The following is an 18,242-nucleotide window of genomic DNA, read 5'->3' on the forward strand; positions in this document are numbered from 1 at the left end:
CGCCGGGGGTCAGCCGCCCGGGTCACGGGTGGCCCGGGTCAGGCGGTGGGCGCCGGCCGCCAGCAGGGACCGCAGCTGGGCGTCGACCGCGTGCAGGCGGAGCGGCAGCAGCGCCGGTCGCCCGTGCAGCCGGGCCAGCTCGCGCAGCCGCAGCCACCGGCCGGCCAGCTGGTGCAGCAGCCGCAGCTCGAACACCGGTGCCGACACCCGGGAGCCCCCGGCCTCGTAGCGCCCGAGGAAGCAGGCCACCAGCGGGCGGTGCCGGCGCAGGTGCTCGGGCAGGGTCGCGTCGAGCAGGAACGGCGCGGACCCCGCGGTGAACGCGACGAAGCGGGCCAGGTCCTCCTCGGGGGGCCCGACCTCGCGCAGGTCGACGTCGATGCCGACGACCGACCCGGGGGCGGGGAGGAGGACGTTGGCCGGTGTCCAGTCGCCGTGCAGCCGCACCCGGCGCACCGGCACGCGGACGTCCGGCACGGCGGCGAGGGCGCGGAGCACGCCGGGTGGCACCGGCAGCCCGGCCGCGACCAGCCGGTCGCTCAGCAGGCACCGCACCCGCTCGGCCTCGGAGGCCAGGTCGAGGGGCGCGGAGGGCGCAGGGTCGACCTCGTGCAGGACGCGGAGGAAGTCGGCCGCCCGGCCGACGCCGTCCAGGGGCATGGCAGGCGAGAGCACCCGGCCGGCGTGCAGCAGGTCCGACAGCGCCGGGCCGGGGACGTAGGCGGTGGCGAGACCGCCGAGCCCGGGCAGCAGGGCGACGGGTGCGGGGACGCCGACCGCTGCGCCGCGGGCGTCGAAGTGGGCGGCCAGCCGCACCAGCGCGGCGTACTCCTGCTCAGCGGCCAGTGGACTGGCGACGTCGTCCTGGGTCCAGCCCGTGCGCGGCTGCTTGACCACCCACCGGCACCGGTCGGGCCGGTCGGCGGTGCCCAGGAAGTGCACCGTCGAGCGGGCCTGCGCGCGGGCCGGTCGCACGGGCCGGCACGCACCCGCCGGCAGGCCGAGCCGTTCCCCGAGCGCGGCCGCCACGTCGGCCGACGGCGTCAGCGGCGGCCAGTGCTCGACCGGCCGCGGGGTCAGCAGGTGCGGCGCCAGGCTGCGGGCGGTCCTCACAGCGCGCGCCACACGGTCTGCAGGATCTCCTGGTGCAGGTCCCCGGCGGCCCGGAGGCCGTCGAGGCGCCGGAGGCCGAAGCGCGGCACGTGGCGCTCGTAGAGGTCGGCCATGCGCTGCAGCTCGGCCGGCCCCCAGTGCTCCTGCCGCCGCGCGTGGGAGACCTCGCCGGAGACGGCCAGCAGGAATCCGACGGCCGGCCGCGGGGCCAGGAGGCGGAACAGCGCCCGCGCGAGCCGCACGTCCATCCGGCGCTCCTGGCCGAAGAAGTAGTCGATCTTCACCGCGGTGTCGGGGCTGAACCGGTCGAAGAGCACCACCTCCGGCCGGGGGCGGGGCCGCAGCACCAGCCACCACAGCTGCGCGGCGTTGAAGACCGCCGCGAGGACCACCCACAGGTGGGGCGCCACGGTGCCGGTGCGGCAGCCGGGCGGCACGAACGGGTCCGGCGGCCCGGTGCGCAGCTGCCGGCGGCCCGCCGACGTCCAGGCGCACCGGTCCCACCGGGAGCACAGCCGGTACAGCTTCGCGCTCGTGGCGAACCCCGCCCACTGCTGCGTGCTGGAGGTGCCCAGCCGGTCGAGGGCCTCCCGCAGGTGCCGCGCCTGGGTGCTCTTGCCCGACCCGTCCAGACCGGACAGGGAGACCACCGTGGGGTGCAGGCGCCGCGGGAGGGCCTCGCGCACCAGGGCGGCCTTGACCCGCACCGGGTCCGGGGACAGCAGGTAGCGCAGCAGCCGGCGCGCGCGGGCCGGCGCGGGGTCCGCGAGGGACCCGTGGGCCGCCCGCAGGGCCCGCAGCGCTCCCCGCAGCCCGAGCCGGCGGGCCACCCGGTCGGCGGCCGCCCAGGCGTCGGCGTCCCGCTGCAGGGCGCCGTCCACACGGGCCCGGGTGCCCTCCGTCAGCCGGCCCCGGCGGGTGACGACGCTGCGGGCGGCCAGGACCAGGACGGTGGCCGGCGCCGGCCGCGCCAGGTGGTCGAAGCCGCCCAGCGGCTCGGCGCCGTCGAACAGGACAGCGGGGTCCCACCCGCCCCAGCGCCGCCGGTCGGCCCGGTGCACGTCGACGACGTAGGGGACCGCGGCGCCGAAGGCGGCCCACCGTCCCCGCGAGCGGGCGTACCCGGAGACGGCGCACCAGGCGTCGACCTCCCGGCACTGGGCGGGCGCGACCAGCAGGTCCAGGTCCCGGCCCGTGGGCGGGAGGGAGCCGGTGACCAGCGCCGGGCCGCTCAGCGCGGCGTCGACCGCGGAGGCCACCGACGCGGCGAGGAGGGCGGGGTCCTGCTCCCGGACGGGGTCGGCGGGGCTCACCGGGCCGCGCCCCAGCGGCTGCGGCCCCGCCGTGCCGAGGCGCGGAAGCCCTCCACCGTCCGGCGGCGGTCCTGCTCCGTGCGGCCACCCCAGAGGCCGAAGCTGCCCCCGCCGGACGTCGCCTCGAACCGCAGCGCCTCCGACAGGCAGCACGACCGGACGGGGCAGGACGCGCAGATCCCCGCAGCCTGCTCCCGGTGGGCCGGCAGGGGGGAGAACCACAGCTCCGGGTCGCTGCCCCGGCAGGCGGCCGACTGCCGCCAGTCCACCGGCGAGCAGGTGCGTTCGGACCCGCAGGCGCCGAGCGGCGCCGAGAGGTCGGGGCCGGTCGCGGACACCAGGGTCACCGGGTCCGGGCCCGGGGGTGGGGTGCGTCGTGGTGCGTCACGGAAGGGTGACGAGCCGGGCGGCCCCCTACCACGTCACTTCGTCGTCACCTCCCGGTCACGTGACGTGCCTCACGACCGGGGACGCCGCCGGGCGTCAGGGCGAGGACGTGCTCGCGGTCGAGGTCGCCGTGGACGAGGTCCCCGACGGCGTCGTCGACCGGGTCGACGACGCGCCGGACGACGACGCGCTCGATGACGACGCGCCGGACGACGACGCACTCGACGGGGACGCGCTCGACGACGACCCGCTCGACGACGACCCGCTCGACGGGGACCCGCTCGACGGGGACCCGCTCGACGGGGACCCGCTCGACGGGGATCCGGAGTCGTCGGACCCCGACGACGACCTGCTGCTGGTCGAGACGCCGGAGGACCCGGACGACCCGGACCCGGAGGACCCTGACCCGGAGGACCCGGACCCGGAGGAGCCGGAGGACCCCGACCCGGACGCCCCGGAGCCGTCGGCCGGTGTGCCGGAGGAGGACCCGCCGGGGTCCGAGGCGCCTCCCGGAGGTGCCTCGCCCGTGTCGGGCGAGCCGCTGACCGGGGGCGAGATCCCGGGGGAGCCGCTCGACCCGGACGAGCCGCCGGGGAGCGCGGGCGCCGTGCCCGATCCCGACGGCGAGCCGGGGGTGATCTGCGCCGGACGCGAGTCGCTCGGGGCCGCCGGCTGGGCCGGGCGGCTGCTGACCGCGACGTAGGCGCCGAAGCCCGTCGTCGCCACGGCCGCCGCCACCAGGCCCGCGGTGACCGGCTGCGACAGTGCCGTCATCGTCGCCCCGAGCAGCCCGCCGGCGCCGAGCAGGGAGCCCGCGGCCGGCGGACCGCTGACGCCGGCCGCCGCGGCTCCCGCCGCGGCCCCGGCCGTGGCTGACCCGCCGGCCGCCACGCCCGCGGTGCCGGACCCGCCGGCTGCCGTGCCCGCGGTGCCGGACGCCTTGGTCGCGGCCCCGCCCGCGGGGCCCCCGCTTCCGGGTCCCGGCGTCGCGGCCGCGGCGGCCTCCGCTGCCGGGATCACCGCTGCGGCCGCCGGCTGGGCGTCCCAGGCCAGCTTGGCCGTGCTCAGGCCCAGCAGCGCGGGCACCAGGATGACGCCCAGCCGGGAGTTGACGTCCTTGAGCTCGTCGCGGAGCCGGCGGCAGTCGGCGCACTCCGCGAGGTGGGCCTCCAGGGCCCGGCGGTCACGCAGGCCCAGCGACCGGCGGATGTGCGCGCCGAGCATCGAGACCATCTCCTCGTGCCCGGGGGGCGCGGAGACCACGTGCTCCCGCAGCCAGGCCGTGCGCAGGCCCTCCCGGGCCCGGACCGCCAGCTGGGCCACCGCCCGCGGGCTGATGCCGAGCAGCGGCGCCACCTGCGCGGGTGTCTCCCCCTGCACCTCCGTGTGCCACAACACCATCTGCCAGCGCTCGGGCAGCGACTGGAAGGCGCGGGCCACCAGCTGCTGCTCCAGCTGGTCGATCACGGGGTCGGTCCGCGGCTGCTCCTGGCCCAGCGGGGTCTCGGCCTCCTCGAGGCTCTCCCGGGGCGTGACGCGACGGACGCGGCGGTGGCGGTCCATCGCGGCGTTGCGGACCGCGCGCAGCAGGTAGGGCCGGAAGGCGACGTCGGGGCCGCGGCCCTCGCGCAGCACCGTGTAGGTGCGCGTGAAGGCGTCCGACACGACGTCCTCGGCCTCGTCGGTCAACTGCCGGGCGACGTGCAGAGCCGTCCCGACGTGCCGTTCGTAGAGCTGTGCGTAGGCGCCTGCGTCCCCCTCGCGGGAGCGGGAGAGCAGTTGCGCGTCGTCGTTCACGTCCATGTGGTGACCTCGGTGTCTTCGACGTCCGGCCGTCCGTGGCGTGGGGGACGGCAGGCTCCGTCTCCCCCGGGTACTGCGGATCCCCCTCGAGCCTGGTCGGGTCGTGCCCCCGGGCGTCGGGTGGCCCCGACGCCGGGACGGGCACGGCACTGAGGTCCCCGTGACGAACGGTCCGTGCCCGCGCAGGGGTGCAGGACCCCTGTGCTGCGCTTGCGCCCCGTCCGGACGCCCCGGACGGTGGGTGTGCCCGCCGGTCACGCGTCACCCGGGGTTCGGGGGAGTCCAGATGGAGTCGACAGCCTACCGCTACGAGCTGGAGGTGCCTGGCCACTCCTCGTCCCCTGTCCTGCACCCCGGACGGGACACGGTGACCGGTGCCACCGTGAGCATCCTGCAACTGCCGGCCCCCGACGGCGCCGCCGCGACGGCGGCCGCGGTGGACCGGCTGCGCCGCTCCGCCCGGGTGCGCCACCCGCACCTGGCCGAGGTCCGCGACGTCGAGGTCCGTGCCGGGGTGCTCCGCGTCGTCTGCGAGCCGCTGAGCGGTGACCTCCTGTCGGCGCCGGGCGAGCGCGCGATGACGGTGCAGACGGTGCAGCGGCTGGCGGGGGACGCCCTGGACGCGTTGGCGGCGCTCCACCGGTCCGGCGTCGTCCACGGGGCGGTGGGCGGCAGCAGCCTGCTGCTGTCGCACCGGACCGGCCCGACGACCGAGCTCGACGTGACCCTCCTGCCCGTCCCCGCGGGAACGGACCGCCCGGGGCCCGGCGCCGCCGCCGATGCCACCGCCGGTGCCACCGCCGGTGCCACCCCGGAGGACGACGTGCGCGCCGCGGCCACCACGTTCCTCGCGCTCCTGGACCGGACGCCGAGGGGCGGGCTCGACGCCGCGGTCCTGGCCGCCGGCCTCGCCCGTGCGCTGCAGCGGGCCGGCGGGGTCACCCCCTCGCACGGGAGCGGGGACGGAGCCGACGCCGAGGCCGGCGCGCGGGCGGTCGCGCAGGCCGGGCGCCCGGCCGGCTCGGAGCCGGTGGACGGACGCCGTCCGCCGGAGCGCGGCGGCGCGGGGAGCCCGTACCGCCGGTCGGCGCCCGGACGGCGGGGGATGCGCGCCCGCCACCGACCCGAGCCGACGGGGCTCGGCGGGCGACGCGCGCGGACCGCGGCGCTGGCCCTCGGCGCCGCCGCCGTGGGCGCCACCGCCGCGTTCCTGGCGGCCGGCGGGGGCACCGCGCCGTCGAGCACGGCCGCACCCGCCGGTGGGACGACCACGACCGGCGTTCCGGCCACGTCGTCCCCCGCGCCCGCCCCCGTCCCCGTCCCCCGGACGGTGCCCGGGCTCGTCGAGGACCTCACCGCGCGCCCGGACGTCGCCGGCCCGGCCGGACCGGCGCTGCGCGACGCACTGGCGGGGCTGCTGTCGGCCGACGGGGCCGTGCGGCAGCAGGCCGGGCTGCAGGTGCTGGGCCTGCTGGTCGACGGGTCCGGGCTCGACCCGCGGTACGCCACCGCGAGCCGGCAGGCCCTGGTCGAGGCGCTGACCGGGGCGCCGCGCGCGCTCCCCGTGCCGGGTGGTCCGCGGACGTGCCTGCGGGTCACCGCGGGCACGCCGGTCCCGCTGGTGCAGGGGTACGCCGAGCAGGTGCTCGACCGGTTGCCGGCGTGGCAGGCCGACGGCCTGCCGGCCGGGGACGCCGAGACCGTGCGGCAGCTCGTCACCCCGGTCGCGGCCGGGACGGCGACCCTGGGCCTCGAGCCCTGCCCGGCCGGCTGACCCGGGGCGGCCCGCGGTCAGGACACGGGCGGCGCTCAGGACACGGGCGGCGGTCAGGACAGCTGCGGCAGGACGAGTTCCTGGCCGGGGCGCAGGAGGTCGGGGTCCGGGCCGATCAGGTCGCGGTTGGCCGCGTAGACCTCCGGCCAGCGGTCGAGGACCTGCTGCGCCGACACCTGGTCCCCGAGCAGCTGCGCGGTGATGGTCCACAGGCTCTCGCCCACCTGCACGACGTGGCGGGCCGGCTGCGCCGCGGGAGCCGTCGGGGACTGCTCGGCCGTGCCGCCCGGCTGCGCCGTCGACGGACCGCCCTGGCTGGAGTCCCCGCTCTCACCGTTGAGTCCTCCACCGGACCCCGGTGCCGGCGAGAGCGAGGACACCTCGTCGTCCCCTGGCTGGCCGGTGGCCTCCGACCCGGGCAGGGAGGTGTCCGCGGCGTCGCTCGACCCCGCGTCCTCCGACCCCGCGTCCTCCGAGCCCTCGGCACCCGAGCTCGCCGAGGCCGCTGCCTCGGGGGAGACCCCGGCCGACGTGCCGACGCCGTCGGCGCTCGGCCGGCCGCCGTCGTCCCCGTCGATCACCCCCGCGGCGAGGCCGCCGACCAGCCCGCCGGCGGCCAGCGCCGCGGTGGTCACCGCCGCGACCCGGAGCCGCTGCCGGCGCCGCTCGCTCTGCTGTGCGGCGAACAGCGCGTCCACCTCGACCTCGCGTCGTCCGGACCCGCGTCCGTCCTGTTCGGTCATCTCTCCCCCTCGGCAGGTCCTCGCGGCCGCTCTCCTCGTCCGGGAGCGCCGCAGCTGACGGTGGCCGGCCGCGCCGCCGGGCCGGCCTCCGGTGCGTCCCGGGCGCGACCGCTCCCGGCGCCGGCGCCGCGGAGGGCGCCGGCCAGGTCGCTGGCCGCGTGGGACTCGTCGTCGGTCGGCCCGGGGGCGTCCGCACCGGTCGCGCCCGGCGCCTCCCGGCGCGGTCGCGCCCAGGCGCCCGCCGTCCTCGGCGCGCGACCCCGGTGGACCACGACGACGGCCACGACCCGGCTGCCGGTCCGGGCGAGGCGGTCGGCGGCCCGGCGGCAGCCCACGACGGTGGAGCTCCCGGCCACCACGACCAGCACCGCCGCGTCCGAGACCGCCGCGAGCCGCAGCGGGACCTCGGGCTCGGTGAGCGGCGGGCCGGCCAGGACCACGAGGTCGGCGGCACCGCGCAGCCGGTCGACGAGCAGCGGGAGCCGCCGCGACTCCAGGGCCGCGCGGCCCCGCCGGTCGGAGGCAGCCGGCCAGTCGAAGGGCAGCACCCGCAGGCGCGGACGGTCGGTGGGCAGCAGTGCGGCCGCCACGGCGCCCTCGTCGTCGAGGGTGTCGCGGAGCACCTCGCCGGCGGAGCGGGTGTGGCCGGAGAGCCGGGAGCCGACCAGCACGGTGCGCACCCCGGCGTTCGCCCCGGCCACGGCGACGTCGATGCTGCGCACGCCGGCCCCGGCCCGGGGCGAGTCGCCGACCACGAGGACGACGTGCAGGTCCGGTCGTGCGGCCAGCGCCCGGTGCAGCTCCCGGTAGGGCTCCAGGTCGCGGAAGCGCATGTCCGCCCCGGCGGCGGCGCGGGTCCCGCGCGGCTCGGCGGTGTGGACGACGACGTCGGCACCGGTGGCCTGGACGGCGTCCGCGGTGAGCAGGATCAGGCCGCGGCTGCGGTCGTGCACGACCAGCGCGGCCAGCGCGAGTCCGGCGCCGACGACGGCCCCGGCCGCGAGGCCGAGCGCGACGCGGGCCGGGAGCGCAGCGGGGAGGACCGGGGAGCGCGCGAGGACGGCGGCCGTCGCCGCGCCGAGCACCGCCGCGCCGGCGGCCAGCCAGGGCAGGCGGCTGTGCACGAGGACCCGCAGCCGGCTCTCGCGCGGCGGCGGGCCGCCGCCGGGCCCGGCCGCGAGGTCGTCGAGGTCGTCGGCGGCCGCCCCGCGCCGGCGGGCCGGCAGCAGGACGAGGGCGGCGAGCAGGGCCCCGCCGGCGGCGGCGAGGCCGCTGTAGAGCAGGGGGCGGGGGCGCTCCGGGGCTCGGGGTATCGCGGCGGCCGAGGCGAGGTCCAGCGCGGCGTCACGCACCCCGACGAGATCGGCGCCCTCCTCGGCGGCGACCTGCGCCCAGGCGGTGGCCAGGTCCGCGGCCCCCCGGGCGGTGGGCGCCTCGGCCGTGACCTCGACCACCGCGGTGCCCTCGACGGCCCTGAACGAGGTCCGGTCCAGCGCCGCTGCCGGGGTGACCGAGGCGTCGAGGCGGGCCGCGACGCGATCGGCGACCGCCGGGCTGCCGAGCACCCGCGCGAACGTGCGGGCGTACACCTGGTCGGCCGCGGCGCGGTCGTCGGCCGGCTCGTCCTGCGTACCGGCCGACGCCACGAGGCGCGCGGTGGAGGAGTACTGCGGCGGGACGAACGCGCAGACCAGCAGGGCCAGGGCGGCGCAGAGCGCGGCGAACAGGACGACCGACACGACACCGAGACCTCGTCGCCGAGGCGCGCGCAGACCCAAACTCTCTCCCCCTCGGACCGCTCACGTTCCCCCGGCCCGGCGCCGGCACCCCTCGGGGAGCGGGCGCGCGACCGCAGGGGAGCCTGGACACCAGGCCGACCTGTGTCAATCGGCCGCTCCTCCGGCCGACCTCGCGTTCTGTCGTAGGGAACACGACGTGAGCAGCGGGTTACCACGCGGTTCCCACCGTCTTTTCCGCCACGGCCCCCGTCCCGGCGGCACGGGCACCGCCGACCCGGCGTGGTCGTGACCGGTCCCGGTGACCACGGTCACGCAGACGGGTGCGACCCGCCGGCCGTAGTCGCGTCGTAACCCGGTGTCTGGCCCGTCTTCATCCCGAGTCCACCGACCCGGGGTCCGTGGGCGCACCACGACCAGAGGAGCTCCGTGTCCGAGCGGATCAGTGCACCGGCTCTCGGCCGGTCGACCGTCGCCGGGAACGACCCGGCGGAGGCGGCCGCATGACGCGCGTCGCCGTCGTCCACGAGGCCTGGCACGGCCCCGGAGGTCCGGACGGGGTCGTCGAGCAGCTGTGCGCCGCGTGGCCGGGCGCGCAGCTCCTGACGACCGGCGTCGCCGGGGAACGGGCGCCGGCCAGGCCGGGACCGGCCCGGCTGGGCGCGGTGGTCCTGCGCTCGCGCGACCACGGCGACGGCCGGCTCCCGGGGGTCCTCGGCGCGGTGCCGCCGGCCGTGTCCCCGGTCGACCTCAGCGACCTCGACCTCGTGCTGACCGTGCACCGTGCCGTCGCCCACCGGGTCCTCCCCCAGGACGACGCCCCGGTGGTGTCCTACGTGCACAGCCCGGCGCGCTGGATCTGGGACCCCCGGTTCCGGCGGGCCCTGCCCGCCGGCCGGGTGGGCCGGCTCGCCCTCGACCACCGGGCGCTGCGGCAGCAGGGGCCCGACCGCGCGGCCGCGCAGCGTCCCGACGTGCTCCTCGCGCCCTCGCGGGCGGTGGCCGAGCGGATCTCCCGCTGGTGGGACAGGACGGCGGAGGTCGTGCCGCCCCCGGTCGACGTGGACTGGTTCCGGCCGGCCCCCCGGGCCCGGGAGGACTTCTTCCTGTACGCCGGGGGGCTGTGTCCCTCCGAGAGCCCGGACGTCGCGGTCGCCGCCGCACGGGTGGCGGGGGTGCGGCTCGTCGTGGCCGGTGACGGCCCCGCCCGTCCGGTGCTGGAGCGGATGGCCGGCCGGCGCGTCGACGTCGTGGGCGAGGTCGGGCGCGAGGAGCTGCGCGAGCTCTACCGCAGGTGCGCGGCGGTGGTCGTGCCCGGCGAGGAGGACGTCGGCAGGGCGGCGGTGGAGGCCCAGGCCTGCGGGACCCCGGTGCTGGCGCTCGCCGCGGGCGGCGCCCTGGAGACCGTCGTCGACGGGATCAGCGGGCGGCTGTGGCGGCCGCTGTACGACGGCACGGCGGTCGGTTCGCTCGCCCACGAGCTCCGCAGGTTCGACCCCGGCGCCTACGACCCCGCGCGGCTGCGCCGGCACGCCGAGGGCTTCGCCCCCAGGCGGTTCCGCCGGAGCGTGCAGCTCGTCGTCCGGGAGCTGCTCGCCCGGGGCGGGAACCCGCAACGGCAGGTGACCGGACGCGGCTCCGGTCTGCGGCAGGCCGCCACCTGCTGACCCGCCTCGGGGACGGCGGCCGTCGACCCGCGGTCGTGCGGCCCGGTCATCGGGTTCGTCATTGGACAGCGCCGCCCGCCGTGGCAGTCTCCTCGACGACCCGCCTCGTCCGGGCGTCGCGAGGGGCGGCCGTCGGATGGGCCTCCCGGCCGCGCGCAGGGGGCCGCTGAGGAGGTCGGGTGCGGAGCTGGGTGTGCGGGGACCGTCGCGGGCCGGCCGGTCGTGCCGGCTGAGACCGGGCCGCCGCGGGACGCCGGGGTGCCCGGCGGGACGGCGCCCGGCGGCCTGCGGATGGGCACTCCGCAGGCGCGCTGGGTCCTGCTCACCACGGTCCTGGGCTCGGGCCTCGCGATGCTCGACGCGACGGTGGTCAACGTGGCGCTGGAGCGGATCGGCGCCGACCTGGGCGCCGACTTCACCGGCCTGCAGTGGACGGTCAACGCCTACACGCTGACCCTCGCCTCGCTGATCCTGCTCGGGGGCTCGTTGAGCGACCGGGTGGGCCGGCGGCGGGTCTTCGTCCTGGGGGTCACGTGGTTCGCCGCGGCGTCCCTGCTGTGCGGGCTGGCGCCGGACGTGGGGACGCTGGTCGTGGCGCGGGCGCTGCAGGGGGTCGGGGGAGCGCTGCTGACCCCGGGCAGCCTGGCGATCATCTCCGCGTCGTTCACCGGCGCCGACCGTGCCGCCGCGGTCGGCGCGTGGTCCGGGCTCGGCGGGGTCGCCGGCGCGGTCGGCCCCTTCGTCGGTGGCTGGCTGGTCGAGTGGAGCTGGCGGGCGGTCTTCCTGGTCAACCTGCCGCTGGCCGCCGTCGTCGTGGCGGTGGCGGCGCGGCACGTGCCCGAGACGCGCGACCCGGACGCCGCGCCCGGTCTGGACTGGACCGGGACGGTGCTGGTCGTGGCCGGTCTCGGCGGGCTGACCTACGCCCTCACCGCCGCCGGGGGCGCCGGCCGCGGCGGGGAGGCACTGCTCTGGGGCGGCGTCGGGCTGGTCGCCCTGGCGGCGTTCGCCGCCGTCCAGCGGCGTTCCGCGCACCCGCTGGTGCCGCCCGCGCTGTTCGGCAGCCGGCAGTTCACCGCGGCCAACGTGGTGACGCTGCTGGTCTACGCCGCCCTCGGGGTGGTCTTCGTGCTGCTGGTCCTGCAGCTGCAGGTCGTGGCCGGGTTCAGCCCGCTGCTCGCCGGCACCGCGCTGCTCCCGGTGACCGTGCTCATGCTGCTGTTCTCCGCCCGCGCCGGCGCCCTGGCGCAGCGGATCGGGCCGCGGGTGCCCATGACGGCCGGTCCGCTGCTGGCCGCCGCCGGCCTGCTGCTCCTGCGGCGGATCGGTCCCGGGGCGTCCTACGTCACCGACGTCCTGCCCGGCGCCGTGGTGTTCGGCGCCGGGCTGGTGCTGCTGGTCGCCCCGCTCACCGCGACCGTGCTCGACTCCGCCGACGACCGCTTCGCCGGCGTCGCGTCGGGCGTCAACAACGCCGTCGCGCGTGCCGCCGGCCTGCTGGCCCTGGCCGTCGTCCCCGTGGCGGCCGGGATCGGCGGCAACGACTACACCGACCCGGCCGCGTTCGGAGCCGGTTTCCGGACGGCGCTGCTGATCTGCACCGGGCTGCTGGCCGCCGGCGCGCTGGTGGCCGCGGCGACCATCCGCCGTCCGCTGGGGGCGACGCAGGCCGGGCCGGCGCCGGAGGGCGGCCGGCTGCGGGTGGAGGAGTGCCTGCACTGCGGCGTCGCCGGACCCCAGCTGCACCCGCCGCAGCCGGCCGGCGGGCCGCACCGGGTGGCCCGGGACGGCGCGGCGTGAGCGCCGGCAGCGTCCCGGCCGTGCGCCCGCCCGGCGGCGGTCCCGGCACGGGCGGGCCCGGCACCGACGGGCAGTCGGCCCCGGGCGGCAGCGGCCTGCCCGCGCGGGTCGCGCCGCTGCGGCGCTCGCTGCGCACCGAAGCCGGCAGCGCCGGGCTGCTGCTGCTGGCCACCGTCGCCGCACTGGCCTGGGCCAACTCACCGGTGGGGGAGAGCTACGCGGCCTTCTGGCACACCGAGCTCGCCCTCCGCTGGGGAGGCACCGAGCTCGCCCTGGACCTGCAGCACTGGGTCAACGACGGGCTGATGGTGTTCTTCTTCTTCGTCGTCGGGCTGGAGATCAAGCGCGAGCTCGTCATCGGCGACCTCACCGACCGGCGCCGGGCCGCGGTGCCGGCGCTGGCCGCCCTCACCGGCCTGGTGGTGCCGGCGCTGGTCTACGTCGCCTTCAACCTGGGCGACGAGGCGGCGTCGGCCTGGGGCGTGGTCATCTCCACCGACACCGCGTTCCTGCTCGGCGTGCTGGCGCTGGTCGGGCCGGCCTGCCCGGCCCAGCTGCGGCTGTTCCTGCTCACCCTCGCCATCGCCGACGACGTCGGGGCGCTCAGCGTGATCGCCGTCTTCTACACCGACTCCCTGCGGCTGCTGCCGCTCGCCCTGGCCGTGCTCGGGCTGGCCCTGATGGCAGCGCTGCGCCACCTCCGCGTGTGGCGCGGCCCGGCCTACCTCGTGCTCGGCCTCGGCGTGTGGGTCGCGATGCACGAGTCCGGCGTCCACCCGACCCTGGCCGGGGTGGTCATCGCGCTGTCCACCCCCGCCTACACGGCCCGGCGCGAGGAGGTCGCCGACGCCGGCCGGCTCGTGCGGGCCTACCAGCAGTCGCCCAACCCGCGGTTCGCGCGGGCGGCGCGGCTGTCGATCGACCGGTCGGTGTCGGCCGGCGAGCGCCTGCAGGAGCTGTGGCAGCCGTGGACGAGCTTCGTCATCGTGCCGGTCTTCGCGCTGGCCAACGCCGGCGTCCCGCTGACCGGGGAGACGCTGCGGGCAGCGGCGTCCTCGCCGGTGACGCTCGGCGTGGTCGCCGGGCTGGTCCTGGGCAAGCCCGTGGGCATCCTGCTCGGCACCACCGTGGCCGTGCGGCTGCGGCTGGGCCGGCTCGCGCCGGGGCTCACCGGCGGCCAGTTGGCCGGGGGCGCCGCGCTGTCGGGCATCGGCTTCACCATCTCGCTGTTCATCGTCGACCTGGCCTTCGGCTCGGCCGACCAGCGGACCGCCGACCAGGCGCGGGTGGGCGTCCTCGCGGCCTCGGTGCTGGCCGGGCTGCTCGGCTGGGCGCTGTTCCGCCTCGCCGACCGCCGCCGGCCCGCCGGGACCGCCCGCCCCGTGCTGCTCGACCCGCCCGTCGACCCCGACCGCGACCACGTCCGCGGGCCGGTCGACGCGCCGCTCACGCTCGTCGAGTACGGCGACTTCGAGTGCCCCTTCTGCGGCCGGGCGACCGGCGCGGTCGAGGAGCTGCGCGAGCGGTTCGGCGACCGGCTGCGCTACGTCTTCCGGCACGTGCCCCTGGTCGACGTCCACCCGCACGCCCGGCTGGCCGCCGAGGCGGCCGAGGTCGCCGCCGCCCAGGGCCGCTTCTGGGAGATGCACGACCGGCTGTTCGCCGAGCAGGACCGGCTCGCCGCACCGGACCTGCTCGAGCACGCCGCGGCGATCGGCCTGGACGTGCCGCGCTTCGCCCGCGACCTCGGCGCCGGCCGCTACGCCCGCCGGGTGCAGGAGGACGTCGAGTCCGCGGAGGCCAGCGGCGTCGAGGGCACACCCACCTTCTTCGTCGACGGCCGCCGCCACACCGGCCCCTTCGACGCGGACACGCTGGCCGCGGCGCTGCTCGCCGCGGCCGGGGAGGACGCGCAGCCGGTCGCGGGCCCGTCCGGGAGCACGCCCGGGAACACGGCCGGTGGGCCGGTGCTGCCCGCGCTCGGTCCCCGCGCCGGTGAGCGGCGAGCGGTCCCGGGCGGCGTCCCGGCCCCGCTGCCGCCCGACCTGCCCGAGACGCCGGACCGCCACGGCGCCTACCCCCGCCTGACCGACGCCCAGCTGGCCCTGCTCGCCCGGTCCGGGACCCGCCGGACGTGGCAGCCCGGCGAGACGCTGTTCCGGGAGGGCGACCCCGGCTACGACTTCCAGGTCGTCCTCTCCGGCGCGGTGGCCGTGGTCGAGCACGCCGGCGCTGCCGACCAGCGGGTGGTCTCCGTGCACGGGGAGCGCCGCTTCCTCGGCGAGCTGGACCTCTTCAGCGACCGCCCGGTGTTCCTGACCGCCGTGGTGGTGCGGACCGCCGAGGTCCTCACCGTCCCCGACGCGCAGGTGCGGACCGCCTTCGCCGCCGACCCCGCGCTCAAGGAGACCGTCCTGCGCGCGTTCCTCATCCGCCGCTCGAGACTGCTGGAGCTGGCGGCCGACCTGCGGGTGATCGGCCGGGCGACGTCCCCCGGCACCGCCCGGCTGCGGCGCTTCGCCGAGGCCCACGGCCTGACCGTCGCCGTCGTCGACGTCGACGCCGAGGACGACGACACCGGGCTGCTGGCCGACCTCGGCGTCACCGAGGACGACCTCCCGGTGGTCGTGTGGCGGGCCGAGCGCGTCCTGCGCGACCCCACCGACGCCGAGCTCGCCGCCCTCGTCGGGGTGCCCGACGGGCACCCCGCCCCCGTTCCCCAGGAGGACGCATGATCCGGACAGACACCTCCGGCGGCGCGCCGCCGGCCGGCACGCGCCGCGACCGTGCCTGTCACCGATGCCACAGCGACGCTCCCCGCCGGACGCCGGGGAGGCCCGCCGCGCGCCCCTAGCCTGGTGGTGTGCTGCCCGTCAACCGGTCCCCCCAGTCCCGGTACACCCGTCTGCCGGACCGGGCCCGGCGGGTGATCTCGGGCTTCCAGCCCCCCACCGCCCCCATCGGCCTGCGCGCCCAGCGCGGCGGTCTGGACGACGCCACCGCGCACGCGGCGCTCGGGCTGGCCCTGCGCATCGGGGAGTCGATGCTCGCCGTCGGGGCCCCGGCGGCCGACGTGACCGCCACGGTCCTGCGCGTGGCGGCCGCCTACGGGCTGGCCAGCTGCCAGGTCGACGTCACGTTCAGCACCCTGGTCGTCAGCCACGACCGGGAGGGCGCGCTGCCGCTCACCGCGATGCGCACCGTGCGCACCGGGGGCATGGACTACACCCGCCTGCAGGGGATCACCGACCTGGCGCGGGCGGTCGCGGCGGACCGCCTGGACATCGAGGAGGCCCACCGCCGCCTCGACCGCGTCGTCTCGGCCCCGCACCCCTACCGCCGCGGCATCCACGCGCTGGGCTGGTCGGGCGTGGCCGGGTCCATCGCCTTCCTGTTCGGCGGCGGCTGGCTGGTGGCCCTGGTCGCCGCGCTCACCACGGCCTCGATCGAGCAGATGATGCGCGCCCTCGACCGGCGCGGGCTGCCGATGTTCTTCCAGCAGGCCGCCGGCGCCGCGGTGGTGACCGGCGTGGCCGTCCTGCTCGCCGTCTGGCACGTCGACGTCCCGAGCTCGCTGGTCGTCGCCGCGGGGATCGTGGTGCTCCTCGCCGGCCTGTCCCTCGTCGGCGCGGCCCAGGACGCGATCACCGGCTTCCCGGTCACCGCCGGAGCACGCTCCTTCGAGGTGCTCACACTGACGGCCGGCATCGTCGTCGGCATCGGCGGCGTGCTGGACCTGGCCCGGCGCGCGGGGCTCCCGCTGGCCGTCGCCGACCCCTCGCCGTCCCCGGTGCCCTCCGTCGTCGCCCTGGCCGCGGCCGCCGGGATCGCCGGCTGCTGGGCGCTCGCGTCGCACGCCCGCCCGCGCGCCGTCGGCATCGCCACCGTGGCCGGCGCGCTGGCCTGGGCGACGTCCTCGGCGGCCGGCGCGCTCGGTGCGGGTCCGGCGGTGGCGGCCGCGGCCGCGGCCGTCGTCGTCGGGTTCTGCGGGGAGTCCCTGACCGAGCGGTTGCAGATCCCGCCCCTGCTGGTCGGGGTCTGCGGCATCGTGCCGCTGCTGCCCGGGCTGGCGATCTACCGGGGCCTGTACGCGGTCGTCGTGGACGCCGACGTCCTCGGCGGGCTCGGCGCGCTCGTCGGTGCCGCGGCGGTCGGGCTCGGGCTCGCCGCCGGGATCGGGCTGGGGGAGCACCTCGGCCGGCCGCTCGGCGGCGGGCGCGACCGGTTCGACCGCCGCGTCCGCCGCCGGGCGACCACTGGCGACTGAGGCCCGCGAGGACCCGGTGCGCCGGCGAGCTCGACGGCACCGGTGGATCCGGACTGCGCAGCCCGCCGCCTCTCCTCGCGGCGCCGACCTCGGATGCGGCGCCGGTGACGCTGCGGTGACGCGCCGTCCCTAGGTTCCGGGCCGGCCGCTGCAGCGAGGGGGAGACATGACGCCGAGGGTGCGCCGGCGACCGCCCGCCAAGGGTCCGGACGCCGAGATGTCGCGCGAGAAAGCAGCGACCTGGCTCTCGATCGCCGTCCTTGCCCTTGCCGTGACCGTGGTCGACCACGTGTTCCTCGCGCCGCGCATGGGACAGCTCCCTAACAAGCTGTCCGGTGCCGCCCCCGACTGGCCGGCGGTGCAGCACGCGGTCCCCCAGGTCCGCTGGGACCTCGGCCTCCTGGTCGCGTTCACGGTCGCGGTCGTCCTCGCCGCATCCCTCGCACGCGCACTGTTCCGCAGCACGAAAGGCCGAGCGGTGGCCGACGCGGTGCTCCCCCTCGGGCTGGTCACGATCGGGGCCGCGGTGCTGGCCGACCTCTGTCAGTTCATCGCGGCGCGCACGGAGAGCCCGGTGTGGATGGCCGTCGTCACCGCCGCGTCCGTAGTCCGCTGGTCGTGCCTGCCGGTGGTAGTCGTCGCGGTGTGCGCCGCCCTGGTGGTCACCCTCGCCCGTCTGAGCGCGCGCGGCAAGAAGTCCCCTCAGAGGCGTCCTCCCGTGACGGTCGTCCCGCCCGATCCGCTGGACGGGGACCCGCCGGTCCGCTGGAACGGTGTCCCGGTGCACTACGACACCGATGCGGCCGCGCAGGCCGCGCGGTGGCGGCGGGGGTTCGTGGTGCCGGACCTGACAGGCGAGTCGCCGGAGGCCACCCGGCGCGCCCTGCAGCGCCGGGGTCCGGTGAGCGGGTTCTGCCTGTCCGGCGGCGGGATCCGGTCGGCGTCGGTAGCGCTCGGGGCGTTGCAGAGCCTGCGACCGGCCCTGCGCCGCGCCCGCTATCTGGTCTCCGTGTCCGGCGGCGGGTACACGGCGGGCGCCTGGCAGCTCGCGCTCACGGAAGCCGTGGACCCGGAGCACCCCGTGCCCGGCGACGTGCACCAGAACCCCGCGGACGTCTACGCGCCAGGATCGGCGGAGGAGGACCGGCTGCGGCGCCACGTGCGCTACCTCGTCGGCTCTCCCACGGAGGTGCTGGTGGCCCTCGGCGTGGCGGCGCGCTCCCTGGTGCTCTCCCTCGCCGTGCTGTTCCTGCCCGCGGTGGTACTGGGCGCCGTGGTGGGTCTCTACTACCGGCTGGTCCCCCTCGCTCCCGTCCCGCCGGCGTCAGAAGAGCAGGCACCGGACGTCCTCCGTGCCCCATAGGTCCCCTCGGGCACGTGGTGGGCACTCCTAGGACTCGCCTGCGTGGCTCTCGTGGCCTACGCGCTCGCGGCCTACCTATTCATGCGTCGTCCCACTGCGTCACCCCGGCATGTCGGCCCACTCCGCCGGCTTGGGGGGAGGATCCGCAGCACGCTCCGGAAAGTCGGCCTGCTTCGTCGCCTCTGGCAAAGGGTCAGCACCCTGCTGCCGAGCCTGCTCCGGAGAGTCGGCCTGCTCCGTCGCCTCTGGCAGAGAGTCCGGACCCTGCTCCGGCCA

Annotated in this window: 12 protein-coding genes; 6 read left to right on the forward strand and 6 right to left on the reverse strand. The window is 78.2% G+C overall.

Annotated elements, in window-relative coordinates:
* Positions 1-9 precede the first annotated feature (9 nt).
* The 4 genes from ACU616_RS17045 to ACU616_RS17060 all read right to left on the reverse strand — a co-directional run bounded on the left by ACU616_RS17045 (position 10) and on the right by ACU616_RS17060 (position 4,616).
* Positions 10-1,113, reverse strand: a complete 1,104-nt coding sequence (locus ACU616_RS17045) for an aminoglycoside phosphotransferase family protein (protein WP_446759617.1) — start codon at positions 1,111-1,113, stop codon at positions 10-12.
* On the reverse strand, positions 1,110-2,426 hold the full coding sequence (locus tag ACU616_RS17050) for a hypothetical protein (protein ID WP_446759618.1): 1,317 nt from the start codon (positions 2,424-2,426) through the stop codon (positions 1,110-1,112). Before ACU616_RS17050 ends, ACU616_RS17045 begins: the two co-directional genes overlap by 4 nt.
* On the reverse strand, positions 2,423-2,764 hold the full coding sequence (locus ACU616_RS17055; RefSeq protein ID WP_446759619.1) for a WhiB family transcriptional regulator: 342 nt from the start codon (positions 2,762-2,764) through the stop codon (positions 2,423-2,425). Before ACU616_RS17055 ends, ACU616_RS17050 begins: the two co-directional genes overlap by 4 nt.
* A 145-nt stretch (positions 2,765-2,909) precedes the next feature.
* Entirely contained in the window at positions 2,910-4,616 is a 1,707-nt protein-coding gene (locus tag ACU616_RS17060) for a sigma-70 family RNA polymerase sigma factor (RefSeq protein WP_446759620.1), read from the reverse strand.
* Between the two features lie 286 nt (positions 4,617-4,902).
* On the opposite strand from ACU616_RS17060, the gene ACU616_RS17065 reads away from it, so the two are divergent.
* Complete coding sequence (locus ACU616_RS17065) at positions 4,903-6,390, forward strand: hypothetical protein (protein WP_446759621.1); 1,488 nt, start codon at positions 4,903-4,905, stop codon at positions 6,388-6,390.
* Positions 6,391-6,443: 53 nt separating this feature from the next.
* Here the strand turns inward: ACU616_RS17065 and ACU616_RS17070 are convergent, their stop codons facing one another.
* Complete coding sequence (locus ACU616_RS17070) at positions 6,444-7,133, reverse strand: LysM peptidoglycan-binding domain-containing protein (protein WP_446759622.1); 690 nt, start codon at positions 7,131-7,133, stop codon at positions 6,444-6,446.
* Entirely contained in the window at positions 7,130-8,872 is a 1,743-nt protein-coding gene (locus ACU616_RS17075; protein WP_446759623.1) for a hypothetical protein, read from the reverse strand. The genes ACU616_RS17070 and ACU616_RS17075 overlap by 4 nt, the downstream gene beginning before the upstream one ends.
* A 500-nt stretch (positions 8,873-9,372) precedes the next feature.
* Between ACU616_RS17075 and ACU616_RS17080 the strand changes: the two genes are divergently transcribed.
* The 5 genes from ACU616_RS17080 (at position 9,373) to ACU616_RS17100 (ending at position 17,966) form a co-directional block, all read left to right on the forward strand.
* Positions 9,373-10,536, forward strand: a complete 1,164-nt coding sequence (locus tag ACU616_RS17080) for a glycosyltransferase (protein WP_446759624.1) — start codon at positions 9,373-9,375, stop codon at positions 10,534-10,536.
* 222 nt (positions 10,537-10,758) lie between these two features.
* A complete protein-coding gene (locus tag ACU616_RS17085) occupies positions 10,759-12,336 on the forward strand; it encodes an MFS transporter (RefSeq protein ID WP_446759625.1) in 1,578 nt (525 codons plus the stop codon).
* Positions 12,333-15,071 (forward strand): Na+/H+ antiporter NhaA, encoded by a 2,739-nt coding sequence (gene nhaA, locus ACU616_RS17090; RefSeq protein ID WP_446759626.1) that lies wholly within the window; start codon positions 12,333-12,335, stop codon positions 15,069-15,071. Before ACU616_RS17085 ends, nhaA begins: the two co-directional genes overlap by 4 nt.
* A 128-nt stretch (positions 15,072-15,199) precedes the next feature.
* The gene (locus ACU616_RS17095; RefSeq protein ID WP_446759627.1) at positions 15,200-16,603 is read left to right on the forward strand and encodes a threonine/serine ThrE exporter family protein; all 1,404 of its coding nucleotides are present in this window, start codon (positions 15,200-15,202) and stop codon (positions 16,601-16,603) included.
* A gap of 166 nt (positions 16,604-16,769) precedes the next feature.
* On the forward strand, positions 16,770-17,966 hold the full coding sequence (locus ACU616_RS17100; protein WP_446759628.1) for a hypothetical protein: 1,197 nt from the start codon (positions 16,770-16,772) through the stop codon (positions 17,964-17,966).
* The last annotated feature ends 276 nt before the right edge of the window (positions 17,967-18,242 follow it).

The organism is Geodermatophilus sp. URMC 62 (assembly GCF_052931475.1).

Bases quoted from the DNA above. Each gene is read 5' to 3' on its own strand.
- ACU616_RS17100 (WP_446759628.1), top strand. From the start codon at position 16,770: ATGACGCCGAGGGTGCGCCGGCGACCGCCCGCCAAGGGTCCGGACGCC.
- ACU616_RS17060 (WP_446759620.1), bottom strand. From the start codon at position 4,616: ATGGACGTGAACGACGACGCGCAACTGCTCTCCCGCTCCCGCGAGGGG.
- ACU616_RS17070 (WP_446759622.1), bottom strand. From the start codon at position 7,133: ATGACCGAACAGGACGGACGCGGGTCCGGACGACGCGAGGTCGAGGTG.
- ACU616_RS17065 (WP_446759621.1), top strand. From the start codon at position 4,903: ATGGAGTCGACAGCCTACCGCTACGAGCTGGAGGTGCCTGGCCACTCC.
- ACU616_RS17080 (WP_446759624.1), top strand. From the start codon at position 9,373: ATGACGCGCGTCGCCGTCGTCCACGAGGCCTGGCACGGCCCCGGAGGT.